We start from the raw sequence: 17,117 nt of genomic DNA on the forward strand, positions 1-17,117 counted from the left end.
AGTGGGGATAAACTTGGATTTTACGGGGGAGCGATTTATACCTAATGAATCAGATGAGGAGTTAGAGATTGAGCATACTCAAAGGTACAATATGCTAAATCAATTAGTCGAAAATAAATCAGTTCTGGATGCCGCATGTGGCGAAGGTTATGGTTCATTTTTATTATCTAATTCCGCGGCTAAGGTTATCGGTATAGACATTGATTCAGAGACAATTAATCATGCGAAGAATAGATATGTGAAGGATAATTTGGATTACTTTGTAACGAGTATAGATCATATGCCCTTTCCTGATCACTCATTTGACATCATTGTTTCATTCGAAACATTGGAACATGTAGATGAACAAATGCAGTTAGCATTTTTGAAAGAGGTTCAACGGTTGTTGAAGAAAAATGGAACCTTCATTATCTCTACCCCGAACAAGAAATACTATTCTGATCAAAGAGGATACAGTAACAATTTTCATGTGAAAGAATTATATAAAGAAGAATTTTTTGAACTGCTAAAAGAATACTTTATTTATGTAAATATGGTCTCTCAGCGTTTCGAAGTGGTATCACTAATCGATAACCCTTCAACCGCAAGAGAGACTGAATTTTTTATGCAAGAACAGGAGCAAAAAGAGGGATTTTATGAAAAGTATATGATTGCATTTTGCTCTAATGATTCTCAGAATGCCGAACCTGCATACTCCATTAATGTACAGTCAGGGCAATATCAAAATCTTATTGAACGAGTTATCACTCTTCAGGATGAAGTTGAAGAACGGAATAATCATATTTCTCTTCAAGACAAAGAAGTTGAATTTTTAAGAGAACAGTATAAGCAACTCGAATCAATCCGGATAAGGCTCGCGCAAATGAAGAATGTGAAAGAAGATTTAAATTTTCAATTAGAACATTCTAATAAAGAATATGAGGCAATTCAAAAGAAACTTGATGAACTTTACGGCACAAAGCAGGAGGCCGAGAACGAACTTCAAAAAGTGAAAAAAGAGAACGAATATCTCTCACAGCAGGTGAGTGAACACTTAGTTCGGATCGAGAACCAGAAAGGGCATATCGATCTATTGCTTCAAGAAGAGAGGACACTCCAAAATATTTACAAGTCCAGCGGTTGGAAAGTTCTGAGCAGTTATTATAGGTTGCGTGATAGTCTGGTTCCTACGAACAGCAAGCGTCGTATGTTGTTAAAACTCACCAAAATGACTATAAAAAGACCTCAAATCATGTTATCCGCCTTGAACAAAGCCAATTTTCGGAAACTTAAATATTATTTAAAAGCGGAAGACACGGGTCGAATTAACGGCAGGATTAATAACTATATTGAGAAACATAATGAAACGCCACTTCCAACTCTTCAAGTTGCAGAGCCTGACATTGTGAATTTTGAACAGTTGAGCTTCCCAATTGAAGAGAAGCCAAGAGTGTCCATTATTATTCCTGTGTATAATCAATGGAAATATACGTATCTTTGTTTGGAGTCCATTCTTGAAAACACCACTGATGTAACCTACGAAATAATCATTGCCGATGACATGTCCGATGATGATACCGTAAAGATAAATGAATATGTTTCTAACATTAGAGTAGTAAGAGATGGAGTTAACCGTGGGTTCCTACTTAACTGCAATAATGCAGCGGCGTGTGCTAAAGGAGAATATCTATTTTTCCTGAACAACGATACGAATGTACAGCCTAAATGGTTAAGTTCACTAGTGGAACTGATGGACTCAGATTCCCAAATTGGAATGGCAGGATCCAAGTTGATTTATCCGGATGGTAGACAACAGGAAGCAGGCGGCATTATTTGGAATGATGCGAGTGGTTGGAATTTCGGAAGATTGGACGATCCAAACAAGCCAGAATACAACTATGTGAAGCAAGTTGACTACATTTCAGGGGCGGCAATTTTAGTTAGACACAATATATGGAAGGATTTGGGCGGATTTGACGAGCGCTATGTGCCCGCTTATTTTGAAGATACAGATCTGGCGTTTTCCATTAGGGATTTAGGATATAAAGTTGTATTCCAACCCAAATCTGTCATTGTCCATTTCGAAGGAATATCTCATGGGACAGATACAAACAGTGGGATTAAAAGCTATCAGATCAAAAATAAAGAGAAGTTTTTGCATAAATGGGAGTCGGTGCTGAAGCAAGAACATTTTCCAAATGCAGAACATATTTTTTGGGCAAGAGACAGATCTGGAGGTAGAAAAACCATTGTAGTCGTGGACCACTATGTGCCGCATTATGACAAAGATGCAGGTAGTAGAGCGACGTATTTCTATTTACAGTTATTTGTTTCGATGGGTTTCCATGTGATTTTCATAGGAGATAATTTCTTTAAACATGAGCCTTACACTTCGAACTTACAAGAACTGGGAATAGAAGTCTTGTATGGAGACTATTATGCGAAAAATATAAACAAATGGATAAAAAATAATGGTGCCTATATTGATTATGTTTATCTTAATCGTCCACATATTTCTATAAAATACATGGAAACGTTTAAGAAATTCACTTCAGCGAAAATCATCTATTTCGGCCACGATCTTCATTTTCTTAGAGAAATGAGAAATTATGAATTAACGGGAAATACAAATCTTATAAAGTCCTCAGAAGAATGGAAGAAAATGGAGTTTTCCCTATTTAATGATGCTGATGTTATTCATGTTGTAGGTTCGTATGAACAATCACTGCTTCAAAATGAGTTCCCAAATAAACCAGTAAGAAATATTCCGCTATTTCCGTATGAACATTCTTATAATTACGCTAAAAAGATTGAGGGTTTTGATGCTAGAAAAGATTTGCTATTTGTTGGTGGTTTTAACCATGCTCCGAACTATGACGGAATCGTATGGTTTTTGGATGAGATCTTCGATACCATCAAGAGGGATATTCCAAATGTGAAGCTTTATATTGTGGGTTCGAATCCTCCTGATGATTTAAAAGCAAGATCCGCAGAGGATGTAATCGTTACTGGGTTTGTATCCGATGAAGAACTAGAGAGATATTATAATCAGTCCAAGCTTGTCATTGTGCCTCTACGTTATGGAGCGGGCGTTAAAGGAAAAGTAGTCGAAGCGATTTATTATCAAGTACCTGTTATTACAACATCAATCGGTTCAGAAGGATTGGAAGAGTCTGAGATAGTAATGACAATAGCCAATGATGCACAGCAGTTTGCTCATTCCGTCATTCAATTGTATCAAGACGAAACGATGTGGAATGCCCATTTCCAAGCATCAGTCCAATATATAGAAAAATATTTCACGCGAGAGGCTGCTAGTAAGATCCTTGCTCTCGATTTTAAAGACTAGGAGATACGAATATGATAAATGTTGTGTTATGCGGAGGGAATGGTACCCGGTTATGGCCGCTGTCTCGAACTTTGTATCCTAAACAATTTAATAAAATGATAGGAGACCGCTCTTTATTTCAAATGACCGTGGAGAGAAATGCCTCCCTTTGTGATCAAACATATATTGTATCTAACGAAGAACAGTATTTCCTGGCATTAGATCATCTTAATGAGTTAGAGACGAAAGCAGATAAATTTATCCTGGAGCCAGTCGGCCGGAATACCGCGCCGGCTATAGCTTTGGCTTGTTTTGCTGCAGAAGAAGATGAATTGGTATTGATTACACCATCTGATCATGTTGTTCAAAATCAGCAAGAATATAATCGTTGTCTCGAAACAGCCAAGGGACTTGCTCTTGAAGGATACATGGTAACCTTTGGGATTAACCCGAATTATCCTGAAACAGGTTACGGATACATAGAAGCGGATGGTCAGACTGTGGTTTCCTTTAAAGAAAAACCAGATCTATTAACTGCTGAAAGGTATTTGAAATCAGGAAACTTTTATTGGAATAGCGGAATGTTTCTATTTAAAGCAGGGGTATTCCTCAAGGAATTAGAGGCCTCAGCCAATGAGATTTATGATAGAACGCTCCTGGCTTTCAACAATGCAAGAGTGCATTATGACACCACTCGCATATCCAAAGAAGAGATGGAGGCCATACCTTCTAACAGTGTAGATTATGCGGTTATGGAATACAGTACAAATGTAAAAGTCGTCTCGTCCGACATTGGATGGTCCGATCTTGGCAGCTTCGAAGCTTTATATGAACAACTGCCCAAAGATGAGGCAGGTAATTCTCTGGCTGATCATTATATTAGCGTTAATTCTTCGCGAAATCTCATCCTGTCAAATGACAGGATGATTGCAACCATCGATGTGGAAGATCTCATGATTGTAGATACGCCTGATGCATTAATGATATCCAAACAAGGATCCTCTCAAAAAGTAAAAGAAATCGTTACTGAACTGAAACGAAGAAAATCTAATCTTTGCGATAACCACGTTACTGCATACAGACCGTGGGGAAATCATACGGAGTTAGACATTTCACCGAACTATAAGATTAAAAAAGTGGTGGTGAAGCCAGGAGAAAAGCTTAGCGTGCAAAAACATTTCCACCGTAATGAGCATTGGATCGTTGTAAGCGGGACTGCTTTAATTACAGTGAATGGGGAACAGTCCCTGCTTCGAAGAAATGAATCAACCTTCATTCATATGGGCGATGATCATACGGTTGAGAATCCAGGGAAGATCGATTTACATTTAATTGAGGTTCAAGTAGGGGAGTACATTGGGGAAGATGATGTGGTCAGAAGTTGATACTTAAATCAACAATGTTGGGAGTATAGAATGAATAAAGTGAATGGTGATAAAAGACAGGACGTATCGCGTAGGTTAAGTGAACTGCTGATGGGGAGAAATAACTATTTTGATCTCATCAGAGTGGTTGCAGCAATACTTGTAATTTTTTCTCATGCTTATCCATTGTCGGGTGATGGATCCGGTGAACCGTTAAGTCGTTTCTCGAACGGTCAAATTAATTTTGGAAACTTGGCTGTATTTATATTTTTTGTAATAAGTGGATTGCTGATCACTCAAAGTTATTTACATTCTAATAATTTAATTGTATTTCTTAAATCTAGGCTCCTAAGGATTTTCCCTGGTTTAATGGGGGTTCTGCTATTTTCTGTATTTATCATAGGACCGATAGTTACAGAACTTCCGTTAGCAGACTACTTTACAAGTGAAGGAATTGTGCAATATCTTAAAGCGGTTTTCTTGTTTCCTATGCAGTGGAGTTTACCTGGGGTATTCGAAAGTAATGTATATAAAGGAGTAGTTAATGGATCTTTATGGACTATTCCATTTGAATTCATTTGTTATCTTTTAGTGGGCCTTCTAGGATTCTTAGGGATTCTAAGGTATAAGTATGTAGTTCTTTCATTTTCTGTTATTTTGTATTATTTTTATACGTTGGGTGATTCCCTGCTTGCTAATAGTGGACATTTATTTGGTATGGAAATTAAGACTTTGATTGAATTATCTGTTTATTTTATGGCAGGAAGCATAGTTTATTTATTCAAGGATGTAATCATAATAAAAAAAGAGATAGCAATGCTCAGCCTTTCATTATTATTGATTTCATTTTTCAATGAGGGCTTTAAGCCTGTCTTTGTTATTGCAGGAACATATTTGATTCTTTATATCGCTTATTTACCTAAATCCAGAGCGCATGTACTGACCCAATACGGAGATTTTTCTTACGGTTTGTATTTGTACGCTTTCCCTGTTCAACAAATGGTGACTTATTTTTATGGAGGAAGCACCTATGTATGGTTGAACTTCTTAATTTCGGTTCCAATTACATACATTTTGGCTGTTATCTCATGGTATGTAATAGAAAAAAGAGCTCTTCTTTTCAAAAAACGAAATTTTTTTGGGGAGCATCTTACTTTGACAATGTTACAATTGAATAACCATTGGAATGGTTGGATAGCTAAGGTTTCCGGTTACTTCTTTCGTATGAATTGGATCAAGTTTGGCGCTTATCTTATAGTTGCTGCTACGATATTTCTTACTTATCAATCACAGCCTACAGCTATCGAATTTCCATATACAAAGAATCAGAATATTCTTAAAGGAGATTGGCTTCCCCAGAGTAATAGTGAGAAATATCGTTGGGTTGCAAAGCAGGCAGGTATTGTTCTTGACTTGCCGACCAATGGTCATTTGTTAATTGATGGTTTTGTTCCAGATACATTTACTGAAATAAATTCGATAAAAGTATATTTAAATGATGAGGAGATATACAATACTGCACTTGTAATCGGTGAAGGCTTTTTTCTTGACATACCCATTAGTAACGGGAAAGGAAATTCTATAATACTAATGGAATTCAATGATGTTCATTCTCCTGATCAAGCTAGCGAGGATCAGCGTAAGATGAGTGCACTGATCAGTAAGATCCAAGTGAAATAATTGTTCGAGGAAAAAAGCAGTAGGACAGATTGATGCCTCCAGCCCGCGTCTGTTGTTACTATGACCCAAAAGAAGTCTTTGGATAAGGTTGGAAAATTAATGATATAGAACTCTTCATTTCACAACTTGCTGAGATTGTGATTCATTACTCCGAACAGCGTGGCTATTTTAAGTTTTTTATTTGTGGGTATTATGAATTATTTTCTGTGTGAGTCCTAATGATATAAATTTTGAGAATTCTATAAAGTTGTTTGTATTCTTTGAGTTCATAAATTTTCATTTGGAATATAGATTACGCATTCATTATTCTTTTATTGATTTTATGATTGGAGGAACATATGGAGGAAGTTATTCACAGCCTTAAGAAGAAAAAATACTATGTGTTGTTCGTTTCGATAATCTCGATTTCGTTATTGTTACAGTTCACTACTTTTAAAAATATTATATATAAAGTATATAAATGGCAGTTAGTTCAACCAGAAACAATTCATGGAGTTATAGAGATTTCATTGATTGCACTTCTATTTCTGGCATGTGTCCTGTTTTTAAAAGGGTACTGGAGTACTTTTTTTGCGACCTTAGTTAGTGTTATTTTTTTGATTTTTCATGGGGTGTTCGTATCTGCACTTCTTGTTTTATTGTATTTTGAAGCTATGATATCGGTCGGACGGTCAATTTCAAAATACTTATTCATCAAAGATAATAAGAATCAGTACTTAGTATTTTTCTTGATTGGATTCCTAATATGGAGTTTTATAGCCATTGTCAGTTCTTATTTTAACTTCGGAACCTTTAGTGATTTGAGAATAATAACTGTAGTTTTAACATTAGCAAGTTTCCTAAATGGATTTAATACTCCTTTTGTTATAAGTCTCTATATTAGAGCAACAAAACTTAATCCAAGAGAGTTGTTGCTTTCCTTTTTTTTATTGCTTTTGGTTTTGGTTCAATTCGGAAAATCTAATACTTTATTAGCATATGAATATGATTCTGTGTGGTACGGTTTACGACCAGAAGCGGTTCTAGTTGGTAATAGTTCCTTTTTTGACAATCTTGGTTTTTTGAGTTTCGTACATGTGTATCCTAAGCTCTTTGAGCTATTTAGTATTCCGCTAAGTAATTTAGGGAATTATAGTTACATTCTTTCTATAAATGTTATGTTTTATTTATTTATAATTTTCATTATTTATTCTTTACTAAGAGAACTAAATTTAGATAAATTTAAATCTCTGTTTTTTACCTCTTTAATAAGCTGTATGCCCGCTCTTTCCAATATGGCCTCAACAGCTAAAACAGATTTATTTTCTACTGCACTAGTTCTTCTTGGGTCTCTCTATATATGGAGATGGATTATTAGTTTGCAAACAAAGGATAACGTTCAAACAGGATATTTCTGGATAGCGATAATTGCTTTTATTCTTTCTCTAGGCGGAAAGTCAACGAGCATATTGTATGCGCCACTCGTTATATTTGGAGTTATAATTTATTTAATGATTAATGGGAAGTTGTTTGGTATCAAAACAATACTTCGTGGAGTTCGTACTAATTATAATTATTTAACACTATTTGTGGTCTCAGTTGCTGTATTTATAGGGATTTGTTATCGGACATACAGGATAACGGGGGTTCCTATGTATCCAATAGTGGGTGGATTGTGGGAATTTCTAGGGTTTAAAGTGAAGTATCCCTTTCTTATGAAAAATGTTGGTGATACTTCTACATCTGCTTCTTTTAAGTTAACTGATATTTTTAGTCGCTGGTATCATATGTTTCTTGATCCTCAACCCTTTGGGCACGTAATAATGCTCTGGATTGGAAATATATTTTTATTTTTATTCTTTCTTTTCTTGGTTTTTAATGTTTGCAATGTTAAGAGAATATCAAAAGATAGCTTTCTTCTTTTAGTATTACCAGTTTTCCTTGCGTGGTTGTATTATGGAACTACATTGCCAAACGGAGGAGATGGTAATGTTTATCAAATTCCTTTGATTTTATCAATGATAGGTTTATTTAAATTTATTTCGACAGTTTCAATGCTCAAATTAAGAAAAGTAGTGTTAGTTTCACTTATTCTATTTGTGCCTTTACAATTTTTGACCATGTTTATATCACATCCATCGTGGAGTTATGGCCTCTCACCATTACAACTTCCGGTTCACGAAAATAACACACAAAAATTTGAACGTAAACTATTCGAATATAAGGGTATGTTAGGTATTGAGAATTATTTAAAAAATACTGGGAACATGGAGAAATGCTTGGGCTTTGGTGATGATGTCGCCTTGAATCAGCTTTCATGTCGAATGGAAACTGTTAACGCTTCGGCATCCGATTATTTAGGTAACTCTAAAGTGTTCTCTGATATGGAAAGTTTGATTAAATATCTGAAATGGAATGATACGAAATATATAATAATGCCTCACTCTAATTCTGGAGAATGGCCATTGGTTTATAATTTACTTGATCAAATAAGATCTTCAAGTCAAGCTAACGGAAATATAATAGCTGACAATGAGTATGATCTAATTAAAATTGATTTTGCTGAAATTCAAAAAAAATTGAGTAATGATGTTGAGTATTTAGATGGTTGGTACAATGATGAAGGAGGTTACAGGTGGATAAGCAAAAAAGCAACCGCATTGATTACAACTGGAAGTAAAGGCATTGTAGATATAAATGGTAGTTTACCGGATAATTCACAAAAGGCTACACTTAGAATCTATATTAATAACCAGTTATATCGGACAGAGTTCTTAGAAAAAGGGCAATTTCAATTAAAGTATGATTTGGAGAAAAATGAAGAAATGGAATTACGTTTGGAATCAGATAAATCGTTCATTCCAAATAAAATTGGTATTGGAGAAGATACAAGGGAGTTATCTTTAATAATTAATAGCCTTAAGGTTAATTAGTTGTTAAAGGTAATTAATTTTCAAGAATGGAGTAATTATGAATATCTCTATTGTTACTACAATGTACCGTTCCGCTGCGTATATTCCTGAATTTTATGCAAGAATAAAAGAAAATATCACTAAACTTGGATTATCTCATGAAATTATCATGGTAAATGACGGTTCTCCGGATAACTCCTTAGATGTTGCAATAAAAATTCAACAACAGGATCCTTGTGTGAAAGTAATAGATTTATCTAAAAATTTTGGTCATCATAAGGCCATTTTAAGTGGACTTTCTTATGCTAGAGGTGATTTGATATTTTTGTTGGATTGTGACCTAGAAGAGGAACCCGAGAATCTGGAATTGTTTTATAATGAATGGTTACGGGGGAACGGAGAATACGATGTTATTTACGGGGTACAGCGCGAAAGAGAAGGGACCTTCTATAGAAAAATCGCTGGGGATTTGTTTTATAAGTTTTTTAATTCGATTTCGGATGAAAAAATCCCTAAAAACCCTTGTACGATTCGTATAATGACTAAACGTTATGTGAGTAGTCTATTGGAGTTCAAAGATCAAAACGTTTTCTTAGCAGCGATGTTTGAAAAAGTAGGGTACAGACAGAAGTCTTATGCCATAAAAAAGACTTACAAAGGCTCAAGTTCCTATAATTTAATTAGGAAGTTGACACTCATGATGGATGGGGTTACTTCTTTTAGCAGCAGGCCTCTTCTGCTTATTATGGCAAGTGGCTCTTTAATTGCTTTTTTCTCGTTCGTCTATGCTATATTTTTAGTGTTCCGAAAGGTGTTTTTCCAATCAGTGATAGGTGGATGGACTAGTGTTATGGTTTCTATATGGTTAATGAGTGGTCTTATTATTTTTTCCGTAGGAGTAGTAGGGGTCTATGTATCCAAAATTTTCAATGAGACTAAAGATCGGCCAGTCTCTGTTGTTAGAAAAGTATATGAACAGGGAAGCGAAACGTGATTGGAATTAAAGGATTGTTTATTCAATTATATGAGATTGGTGTAAATGGGTGTGAATGTTTTTAAGTATAAAAATAAGTGAGGATGAATTATGAACAAAGTAGCTGTGCTTCAATCGAATTATTTACCGTGGAAAGGCTATTTCGATATCATTAATGATGTGGACACATTCATCTTCTATGACGATGTTCAGTATACAAAAAACGATTGGAGAAATCGCAATAAAGTCAAAAGCACGACGGGTGCTCAGTGGCTTACAATCCCCGTGAATAATTCGAATGATTCCTTGATCTGTGAAGTGATGTTGCCTAATTCGAATTGGAATGTAAAGCACTATAAAACGATAAGTGCGTTGTATTCAAAAGCGCCGTATTTTAAATTGTATAAAGATTTCCTTGAGCATGTTTATTTGGAACAAAAATGGAGTAGTCTATCCGAGCTCAATCAATATTTAATTCGATATATTTCTAAAGATATATTAGGTATTTCAACAACGTTTAAGGATTCAAGGGAGTTTAGAAGTGAAGGGAAAAAATTAGACAGATTAATGGAACTGCTCCACAGATCTGAAACGGATCTTTACGTTTCAGGGCCCGCTGCCAAGGACTATATTGACGATGCTCGTTTTGAAGAAGAAGGGATTGAGTTAGTATATAAGGATTACAATCATTATCCAGAATACAATCAATTTCACCCTCCTTTTGATCACTATGTCACGATTTTTGATTTGTTATTCCAGACTGGATCGGATGCTTCCTATTATATTTGGGGCTGGAGAAAAAATGAAATTTGAAATAAGAAAAAGCTATCTTTTCCTTTTATTAAGCATAATTTTTCAATCTACTGCTTCCCTTTTTTCAAAGTTTGCAGCAGATACTGTGGGAGAAGGTCATGTATTACTGGTTTTTACAAATAGTTATTATATATCGTCTGTAGCTTGCTTGTTTTTTCAAGCCATTTTTTGGCAGCGCACATTAAAGGATCTAGACCTGTCCTTTGCATATCCATTAACTGCACTAAACAATATTATTATTGTTGCCTTTAGCTATTTTTTGTTTCATGAAGAAGTTACTTTTAATAATATAATCGGAGTGCTTACTATTATGACAGGCATCATTATCCTAAATATAAAGAGCGAAAAATCATGATTCTATTGGTTAGTGCCTTATTGATTTTAATCAACAGCTTTGCTCAAATTTTGTTGAAGGTAGGTGCAGTAAAAGGAAAGAAGAATAAGGCTATAGTGTCTATTAATCTTCCTATAGTGGCGGGGTATATGCTCTTCTTGATATCGACCGTGTTGTCGGTATATTTGTTGAAATTCATAGCCTTGAAAAATTTCACTATAATCATTGCACTTAACTATGTGGGTACTCTGCTATTTTCATATATTTTCTTAAAAGAGAGGTTTACTAAACAAAAGATTATTGCAAGTTTCTTCATTATTGCTGGGGTAATTATATTTAATTTATGAGGTTGTGTGATGAATCTAAACGATAGGGGCTTTTTTTCTCATGATACTATTTAATGTACCTGGAGTTACTGGTAAAGAACAAGAGTATATCCAGAGAGTTGTTGAAAATCGCCGGTTTTCTGGGGATGGAGAGTTCACCAAATTAAGCAGCCAATGGATGGCATCTAAATTCGATACAATTAAAACATTGCTGACAACTTCTTGTACCCATGCTCTGGAGATGGCGGCTATATTAGCTGATATTAAAGAAGGAGATGAAGTGATTCTTCCCTCTTATACATTTGTTTCAACAGCTAACGCTTTTGCTTTAAGGGGTGCAAACATTGTGTTTGTCGACATCCGTCCAGATACGATGAATATTGATGAAACATTGATCGAGGCTGCGATAACTACACGAACTAAAGCTATAGTTCCCGTTCATTATGCAGGAGTGTCTTGTGAAATGGACACGATTATGGAGATAGCAAAGAAGTATAACCTGCTTGTTATTGAAGATGCAGCACAAGGGGTTATGAGTCGATACAAGGGCAGGTACCTAGGTAGTATTGGGCATATGGGTTGTTATAGTTTTCATGAGACCAAGAACTACAATTGCGGGGAAGGCGGGGCCTTACTTGTGAATGATTCATCGTTCGTGGAACGAGCAGAAATAATCAGAGAAAAAGGAACAGACCGTTCCCTTTTTTTTAGAGGTCAAGTAGATAAATATACTTGGGTAGATATAGGGTCTTCCTATTTACCCAGCGAAATAAATGCTGCGTTTTTGTACGCTCAATTGCAAATGGCGGACGTTATTAATGACAGTCGCAAAGAGAGCTGGACTAAATATTACACCGGCTTAGAGCAATTACAACAGGAGGAATTAATCAAACTCCCTTTTATCCCCGGTGAATGTGAACATAATGCCCATATGTTTTATATTAAGTGTAAATCGCTTGAGGAAAGAACACGATTAATTCAATTTTTAAGAAGTAAAGAAATTCAAAGCGTTTTTCATTACATTCCGTTACACTCATCAACTGGTGGCTTACAATTTGGTAGGTTTCATGGGGTGGATAAATTTACAACTTCAGAAAGCGACAAAATCCTAAGACTTCCAATGTATTATAATATAGATGACAATAATATTGGTAAAGTTATTGAAGCAATATATAATTTTTACCATTAATAGAAGGGTGTTTTTAAAATGAAGGGTATAATTCTTGCAGGTGGTACTGGTTCTCGCTTGTACCCCTTAACTAAAGTAACAAATAAGCACTTACTCCCCGTCGGTAAATACCCTATGATTTTTCATTCTGTTTATAAACTTAAATTGGCAGGGATAGAAGATATTCTTATTGTCACGGGTAAAGAACATATGGGAGATGTAGTTAATCTACTGGGCAGTGGTAGCGAGATGAATGTCTCTTTTACTTATAAAGTACAGGATGAAGCTGGAGGAATCGCTCAGGCTTTGAATCTGGCTAAACAATTTGTAGCGAGTGAAAAAATGGTTGTCATTCTAGGTGACAATGTATTTGCTGATGATATAGGACCCTTTGTTGAAAATTTTAAAGCTCAAGCTAACGGTGCTAAAATCCTCATACAGGAAGTGAATGATCCAAATCGATTTGGAGTACCTGAAATCCAGGAAGATCGTATTTTATCTATCGAAGAAAAACCCGAAAAACCCAAAAGTAATTTTGCTGTAACAGGGATATATATGTTTGATCACAATGTGTTTGACATTATAAAGACATTAAAACCATCTGGAAGAGGTGAATTGGAGATCACAGATGTTAATAATGCATATATTGAAAAAGGGCAGCTTACATACGATGTCCTTCAAGGTTGGTGGACAGATGCAGGTACGCATGCATCACTGGCTAAAGCCAATGAACTTGCCCAAGAGCTAATTTTTAGCGAAGAGTTTGGTAAACTGAAAATTTAAGTCAGGGGGAACCTGCTCATGAAAGTAACTCCTTTGAAGCTGCAAGGAGCCAGTCTACTGGAACCGATGGTTCACGGGGATCATCGTGGTTTTTTTATGGAAAGTTATAATGATCAGCACATGCAGCAGCATGGACTCAACTACCACTTTGTGCAAGATAACCAATCCTTGTCCGCACAGGCTGGCGTATTACGCGGTTTGCACTATCAGCTAAACCCCAAAGCACAGACGAAGCTCATTCGAGTCATTTCCGGAGGAATCTATGATGTAATTGTAGATATTCGTAGAGGTTCGCCAACATTTGGACAGTGGGAAGGGTTTATTCTAAGTGAGCATAACTATCGACAGTTACTAGTACCAAAGGGCTTTGCTCATGGATTTTGTACTCTCTTGCCAAACACCCAAGTCTTGTACAAAGTGGACGAATACTATTCCCCGGAAGATGACCGCGGCATATTATGGAATGATCCGGCGCTTGGAATAGATTGGCCTATTTCCAATCCTATTTTATCGGTGAAGGACGAGAAACACCCATTTTTGCAGGATGCAGAGATCAACTTCAATTTTGGATAGTGAGATACAGGAGGTTTCGATGTTATGAAGCTGTTCGTTACCGGCGGTGCCGGATTTATTGGAAGCAATTTTGTGATGTATATGCTGCAGAAGCACCCGGATTATGAAATTATCAATGTGGACGCCTTAACTTATGCAGGAAATCTAGAAAATCTGAAGTCACTCGAGGGTAATACGCGACATACCTTTATCAAAGCTGACATTACAGATACTGTCAAGATGGATCTCCTGATCGGTCAAGGCATAGATGTAGTTGTTAACTTTGCAGCGGAATCACATGTGGATCGAAGCATTCTGGAACCAGATGTGTTTGTGCGGACCAATGTGAATGGTACCCTAGCACTGCTAGAAGCAGCCAAAAAACATAACGTCACCAAGTTTGTCCAGGTATCAACGGATGAGGTCTACGGTTCGCTCGGTCCTACAGGTTTGTTTACGGAGGAGACGCCACTGCAGCCTAACAGTCCGTATTCGGCGTCCAAAGCAGGTGGAGACCTACTTGTACGAGCGTATCATGAAACCTTTGAGTTGCCAGTAAACATTACTCGCTGTTCCAACAACTATGGTCCTTACCAGTTTCCTGAAAAGTTGATACCGCTGATGATATCCCGTGCCTTGGCAGATGAGGCCTTGCCTGTATATGGAGACGGCTTGAATATTCGGGATTGGCTCTATGTTGAAGATCATTGTAGTGCTATCGACCTGGTAATCCACCAGGGACGGGATGGTGAGGTGTACAATATTGGCGGCAATAACGAGAGAACCAATGTGCACATTGTAAAAACCATTCTGGAGCAGCTTGGCAAACCAGAGTCTCTGATTAAATATGTTCAGGATCGTCCTGGACATGACCGCAGATATGGCATTGATCCGACCAAAATGATGTCCGAACTCGGCTGGAAGCCGAAGCACACGTTTGAGACCGGGATCAAGGAGACCATTCAATGGTACCTGGACAACAAAGAGTGGTGGACGCGGATACAATCGGGGGTTTACCAACAGTATTACTCCAAACAATACGGCTCTCGCTTGGGAGATGCGAAGCAATGAAGGTACTAGTTACAGGGGCCAGCGGACAACTAGGACGGGATGTAGTGCTGCTTTTGGAAAAGGAGGGACATTCCATTCTAGCATGCAATCGTGATCAGATGGATATTACTGATCAATCAAAGGTTAATGATGTCATCGTTTCCTTTGGACCAGAGGTAGTTATCCATTGTGCTGCTTTTACAGCCGTTGATGTTGCTGAAACAGATACAGATAGAGCTTATAAGGTGAATGCGGTGGGAACTCGCAATGTTGCTGTAGCGTCAGAAAAGGTAGGAGCGAAGCTCATCTATATCAGTACAGACTATGTCTTTGATGGTAGCTCGGATAAGCCTTATCAGGAGTATGACAATACCAACCCACAAAGCGTATATGGGAAGTCCAAGCGAGCAGGAGAATTACTAGTACAGACGTTGTCGTCAAGATGGTTTATTGTGCGGACATCCTGGGTATACGGACTTCATGGCAATAACTTTGTCGAAACGATGCTGAAGCTTGGTCAAGAGAAGCCCAAACTGCAAGTAGTCCATGACCAAAAAGGATCACCAACGTATACCGTGGATTTGGTTGGGCTACTACTTGAGCTCATGATGACGGAGAAGTATGGTGTATATCATGCATCCAACAGCGGGGCCTGCACTTGGTATGAGTTCGCGCAAGCAATTTTTGAGGAAGCGCAAGCTGTAGCGGGAATCTGCATTCAAGCAAAATTAGAGCCATGTACAACCGAAAATTTTCCGCGTCCGGCACCACGCCCACGCAACTCAGTGATAGACCATTTGTCTATTCGGACTAACAGTTTTAACGATTTGCGTCCTTGGCGTGAAGGATTGAAAAGTTTTTTGATTTCAAAATTAAAAGATTAGATCCATCATATTTAGTTGGTACTTTGTTTTAGTAGATCCTCCATGCTTTTTCCGAAGAGGTTAAAGTATGGGAGGATATTAATAAATAGCTACCGTAATCTATAGTTTAGTAATCAATCAAAATGGAGTGTTGTGAAAGAACTTTCATATGTAGTTATCTTACAGACAGTCTGGCACTGAGTAAATTGGTTTAGTGTTTGGAAGGCCGTGTAGATTGGGCAAATGGCGTAGGCAAGCTGTTAAAAACAATATACCTTATGCACCTTATTTTTAATGTGGTAAGAACCACGTATGAAATTAATAATATGCCAATATGTTATGGGACTTACTGAGGTGGTGGAAGTTGATGAAAGAAAAAAATGTGATTATTTATGGTTCACAAAGTTTTGCCTGTTATGTGAGAGAACTCGTTCTGGAGTGCGGGCATAATTTTATTGGATTTATTGATGATTTCAATGGAGGGACGGAAGTTCTCGGCTCTTTTGAGGATGTTATCAAAAAATATAGTCCAAATGAATATGAAATTGCAATAGCCATTGGATACAACAATTTGGCAGCCAGGTGGGATGTATACGAGAAAATCATCAATCAGGGTTACGAAGTGGTATCGCTGATTCACCCCAGAGCATATGTCAGTAAATCAGCTAGTATTGGAAGGGGAACCATAATTTCTGTTGGTTCAGTCGTAGATTTCAATGCTAAGTTGGGGGAAGCGAATTTTATTTGGCCAGGTGTAATCATAAATCACGATTCAACAATTGGGGATAATAGTTTCTTTTCACCAGGAGTAAACGTTTGCGGGTTTGTTCATGTGGGTAGTAATTGTTTCTTAGGGGCTTCCTCTATAATTATTAACGGAAACACTATAGAAGACAATTCCTTTATTAAAGCAGGAACAACATATTACAAAAAAAAGGATAGATAGTAAATAAAGTAGGCCTTAATGCAATCCGATTACATGCATGAATCCGTCTTAGATCAAAATTCAGTTG

General features: G+C 36.9%; 14 protein-coding genes. All 14 read left to right on the forward strand.

Annotated elements, in window-relative coordinates:
- The first annotated feature begins 13 nt into the window (after positions 1-13).
- Positions 14-3,328, forward strand: a complete 3,315-nt coding sequence (locus ACE04G_RS02745) for a glycosyltransferase (protein ID WP_449003834.1) — start codon at positions 14-16, stop codon at positions 3,326-3,328.
- Between the two features lie 11 nt (positions 3,329-3,339).
- A complete protein-coding gene (locus tag ACE04G_RS02750) occupies positions 3,340-4,692 on the forward strand; it encodes a mannose-1-phosphate guanylyltransferase/mannose-6-phosphate isomerase (protein ID WP_449003833.1) in 1,353 nt (450 codons plus the stop codon).
- A 30-nt stretch (positions 4,693-4,722) separates the two neighbouring features.
- Positions 4,723-6,351, forward strand: a complete 1,629-nt coding sequence (locus ACE04G_RS02755; protein ID WP_449003832.1) for an acyltransferase family protein — start codon at positions 4,723-4,725, stop codon at positions 6,349-6,351.
- 338 nt (positions 6,352-6,689) lie between these two features.
- The gene (locus ACE04G_RS02760; protein ID WP_449003831.1) at positions 6,690-9,263 is read left to right on the forward strand and encodes a hypothetical protein; all 2,574 of its coding nucleotides are present in this window, start codon (positions 6,690-6,692) and stop codon (positions 9,261-9,263) included.
- A 37-nt stretch (positions 9,264-9,300) separates the two neighbouring features.
- Positions 9,301-10,236 carry a glycosyltransferase family 2 protein gene (locus tag ACE04G_RS02765; protein ID WP_449003830.1) on the forward strand — a complete coding sequence of 312 codons (936 nt, stop codon included), beginning with the start codon at positions 9,301-9,303 and terminating at the stop codon, positions 10,234-10,236.
- Between the two features lie 90 nt (positions 10,237-10,326).
- Positions 10,327-11,028, forward strand: a complete 702-nt coding sequence (locus ACE04G_RS02770; protein WP_449003829.1) for a WbqC family protein — start codon at positions 10,327-10,329, stop codon at positions 11,026-11,028.
- Positions 11,018-11,383 (forward strand): DMT family transporter, encoded by a 366-nt coding sequence (locus ACE04G_RS02775; protein ID WP_449003828.1) that lies wholly within the window; start codon positions 11,018-11,020, stop codon positions 11,381-11,383. Before ACE04G_RS02770 ends, ACE04G_RS02775 begins: the two co-directional genes overlap by 11 nt.
- Entirely contained in the window at positions 11,380-11,709 is a 330-nt protein-coding gene (locus ACE04G_RS02780) for an EamA family transporter (protein ID WP_076254133.1), read from the forward strand. Before ACE04G_RS02775 ends, ACE04G_RS02780 begins: the two co-directional genes overlap by 4 nt.
- A gap of 40 nt (positions 11,710-11,749) precedes the next feature.
- Complete coding sequence (gene rffA / locus ACE04G_RS02785; protein ID WP_449003827.1) at positions 11,750-12,877, forward strand: dTDP-4-amino-4,6-dideoxygalactose transaminase; 1,128 nt, start codon at positions 11,750-11,752, stop codon at positions 12,875-12,877.
- A gap of 18 nt (positions 12,878-12,895) precedes the next feature.
- Positions 12,896-13,639 (forward strand): sugar phosphate nucleotidyltransferase, encoded by a 744-nt coding sequence (locus ACE04G_RS02790; RefSeq protein ID WP_449003826.1) that lies wholly within the window; start codon positions 12,896-12,898, stop codon positions 13,637-13,639.
- Between the two features lie 18 nt (positions 13,640-13,657).
- On the forward strand, positions 13,658-14,212 hold the full coding sequence (rfbC, locus tag ACE04G_RS02795) for a dTDP-4-dehydrorhamnose 3,5-epimerase (protein ID WP_449003825.1): 555 nt from the start codon (positions 13,658-13,660) through the stop codon (positions 14,210-14,212).
- A gap of 24 nt (positions 14,213-14,236) precedes the next feature.
- Positions 14,237-15,262, forward strand: coding sequence for a dTDP-glucose 4,6-dehydratase (rfbB, locus tag ACE04G_RS02800; protein ID WP_449003824.1), 1,026 nt, complete (start codon positions 14,237-14,239; stop codon positions 15,260-15,262).
- On the forward strand, positions 15,259-16,125 hold the full coding sequence (gene rfbD, locus ACE04G_RS02805) for a dTDP-4-dehydrorhamnose reductase (protein WP_449003823.1): 867 nt from the start codon (positions 15,259-15,261) through the stop codon (positions 16,123-16,125). Before rfbB ends, rfbD begins: the two co-directional genes overlap by 4 nt.
- Before the next feature lie 346 nt (positions 16,126-16,471).
- Positions 16,472-17,050 (forward strand): PglD-related sugar-binding protein, encoded by a 579-nt coding sequence (locus ACE04G_RS02810; protein WP_449003822.1) that lies wholly within the window; start codon positions 16,472-16,474, stop codon positions 17,048-17,050.
- Positions 17,051-17,117: the final 67 nt, after the last annotated feature.

It is taken from the genome of Paenibacillus sp. AGC31, from assembly GCF_057334655.1.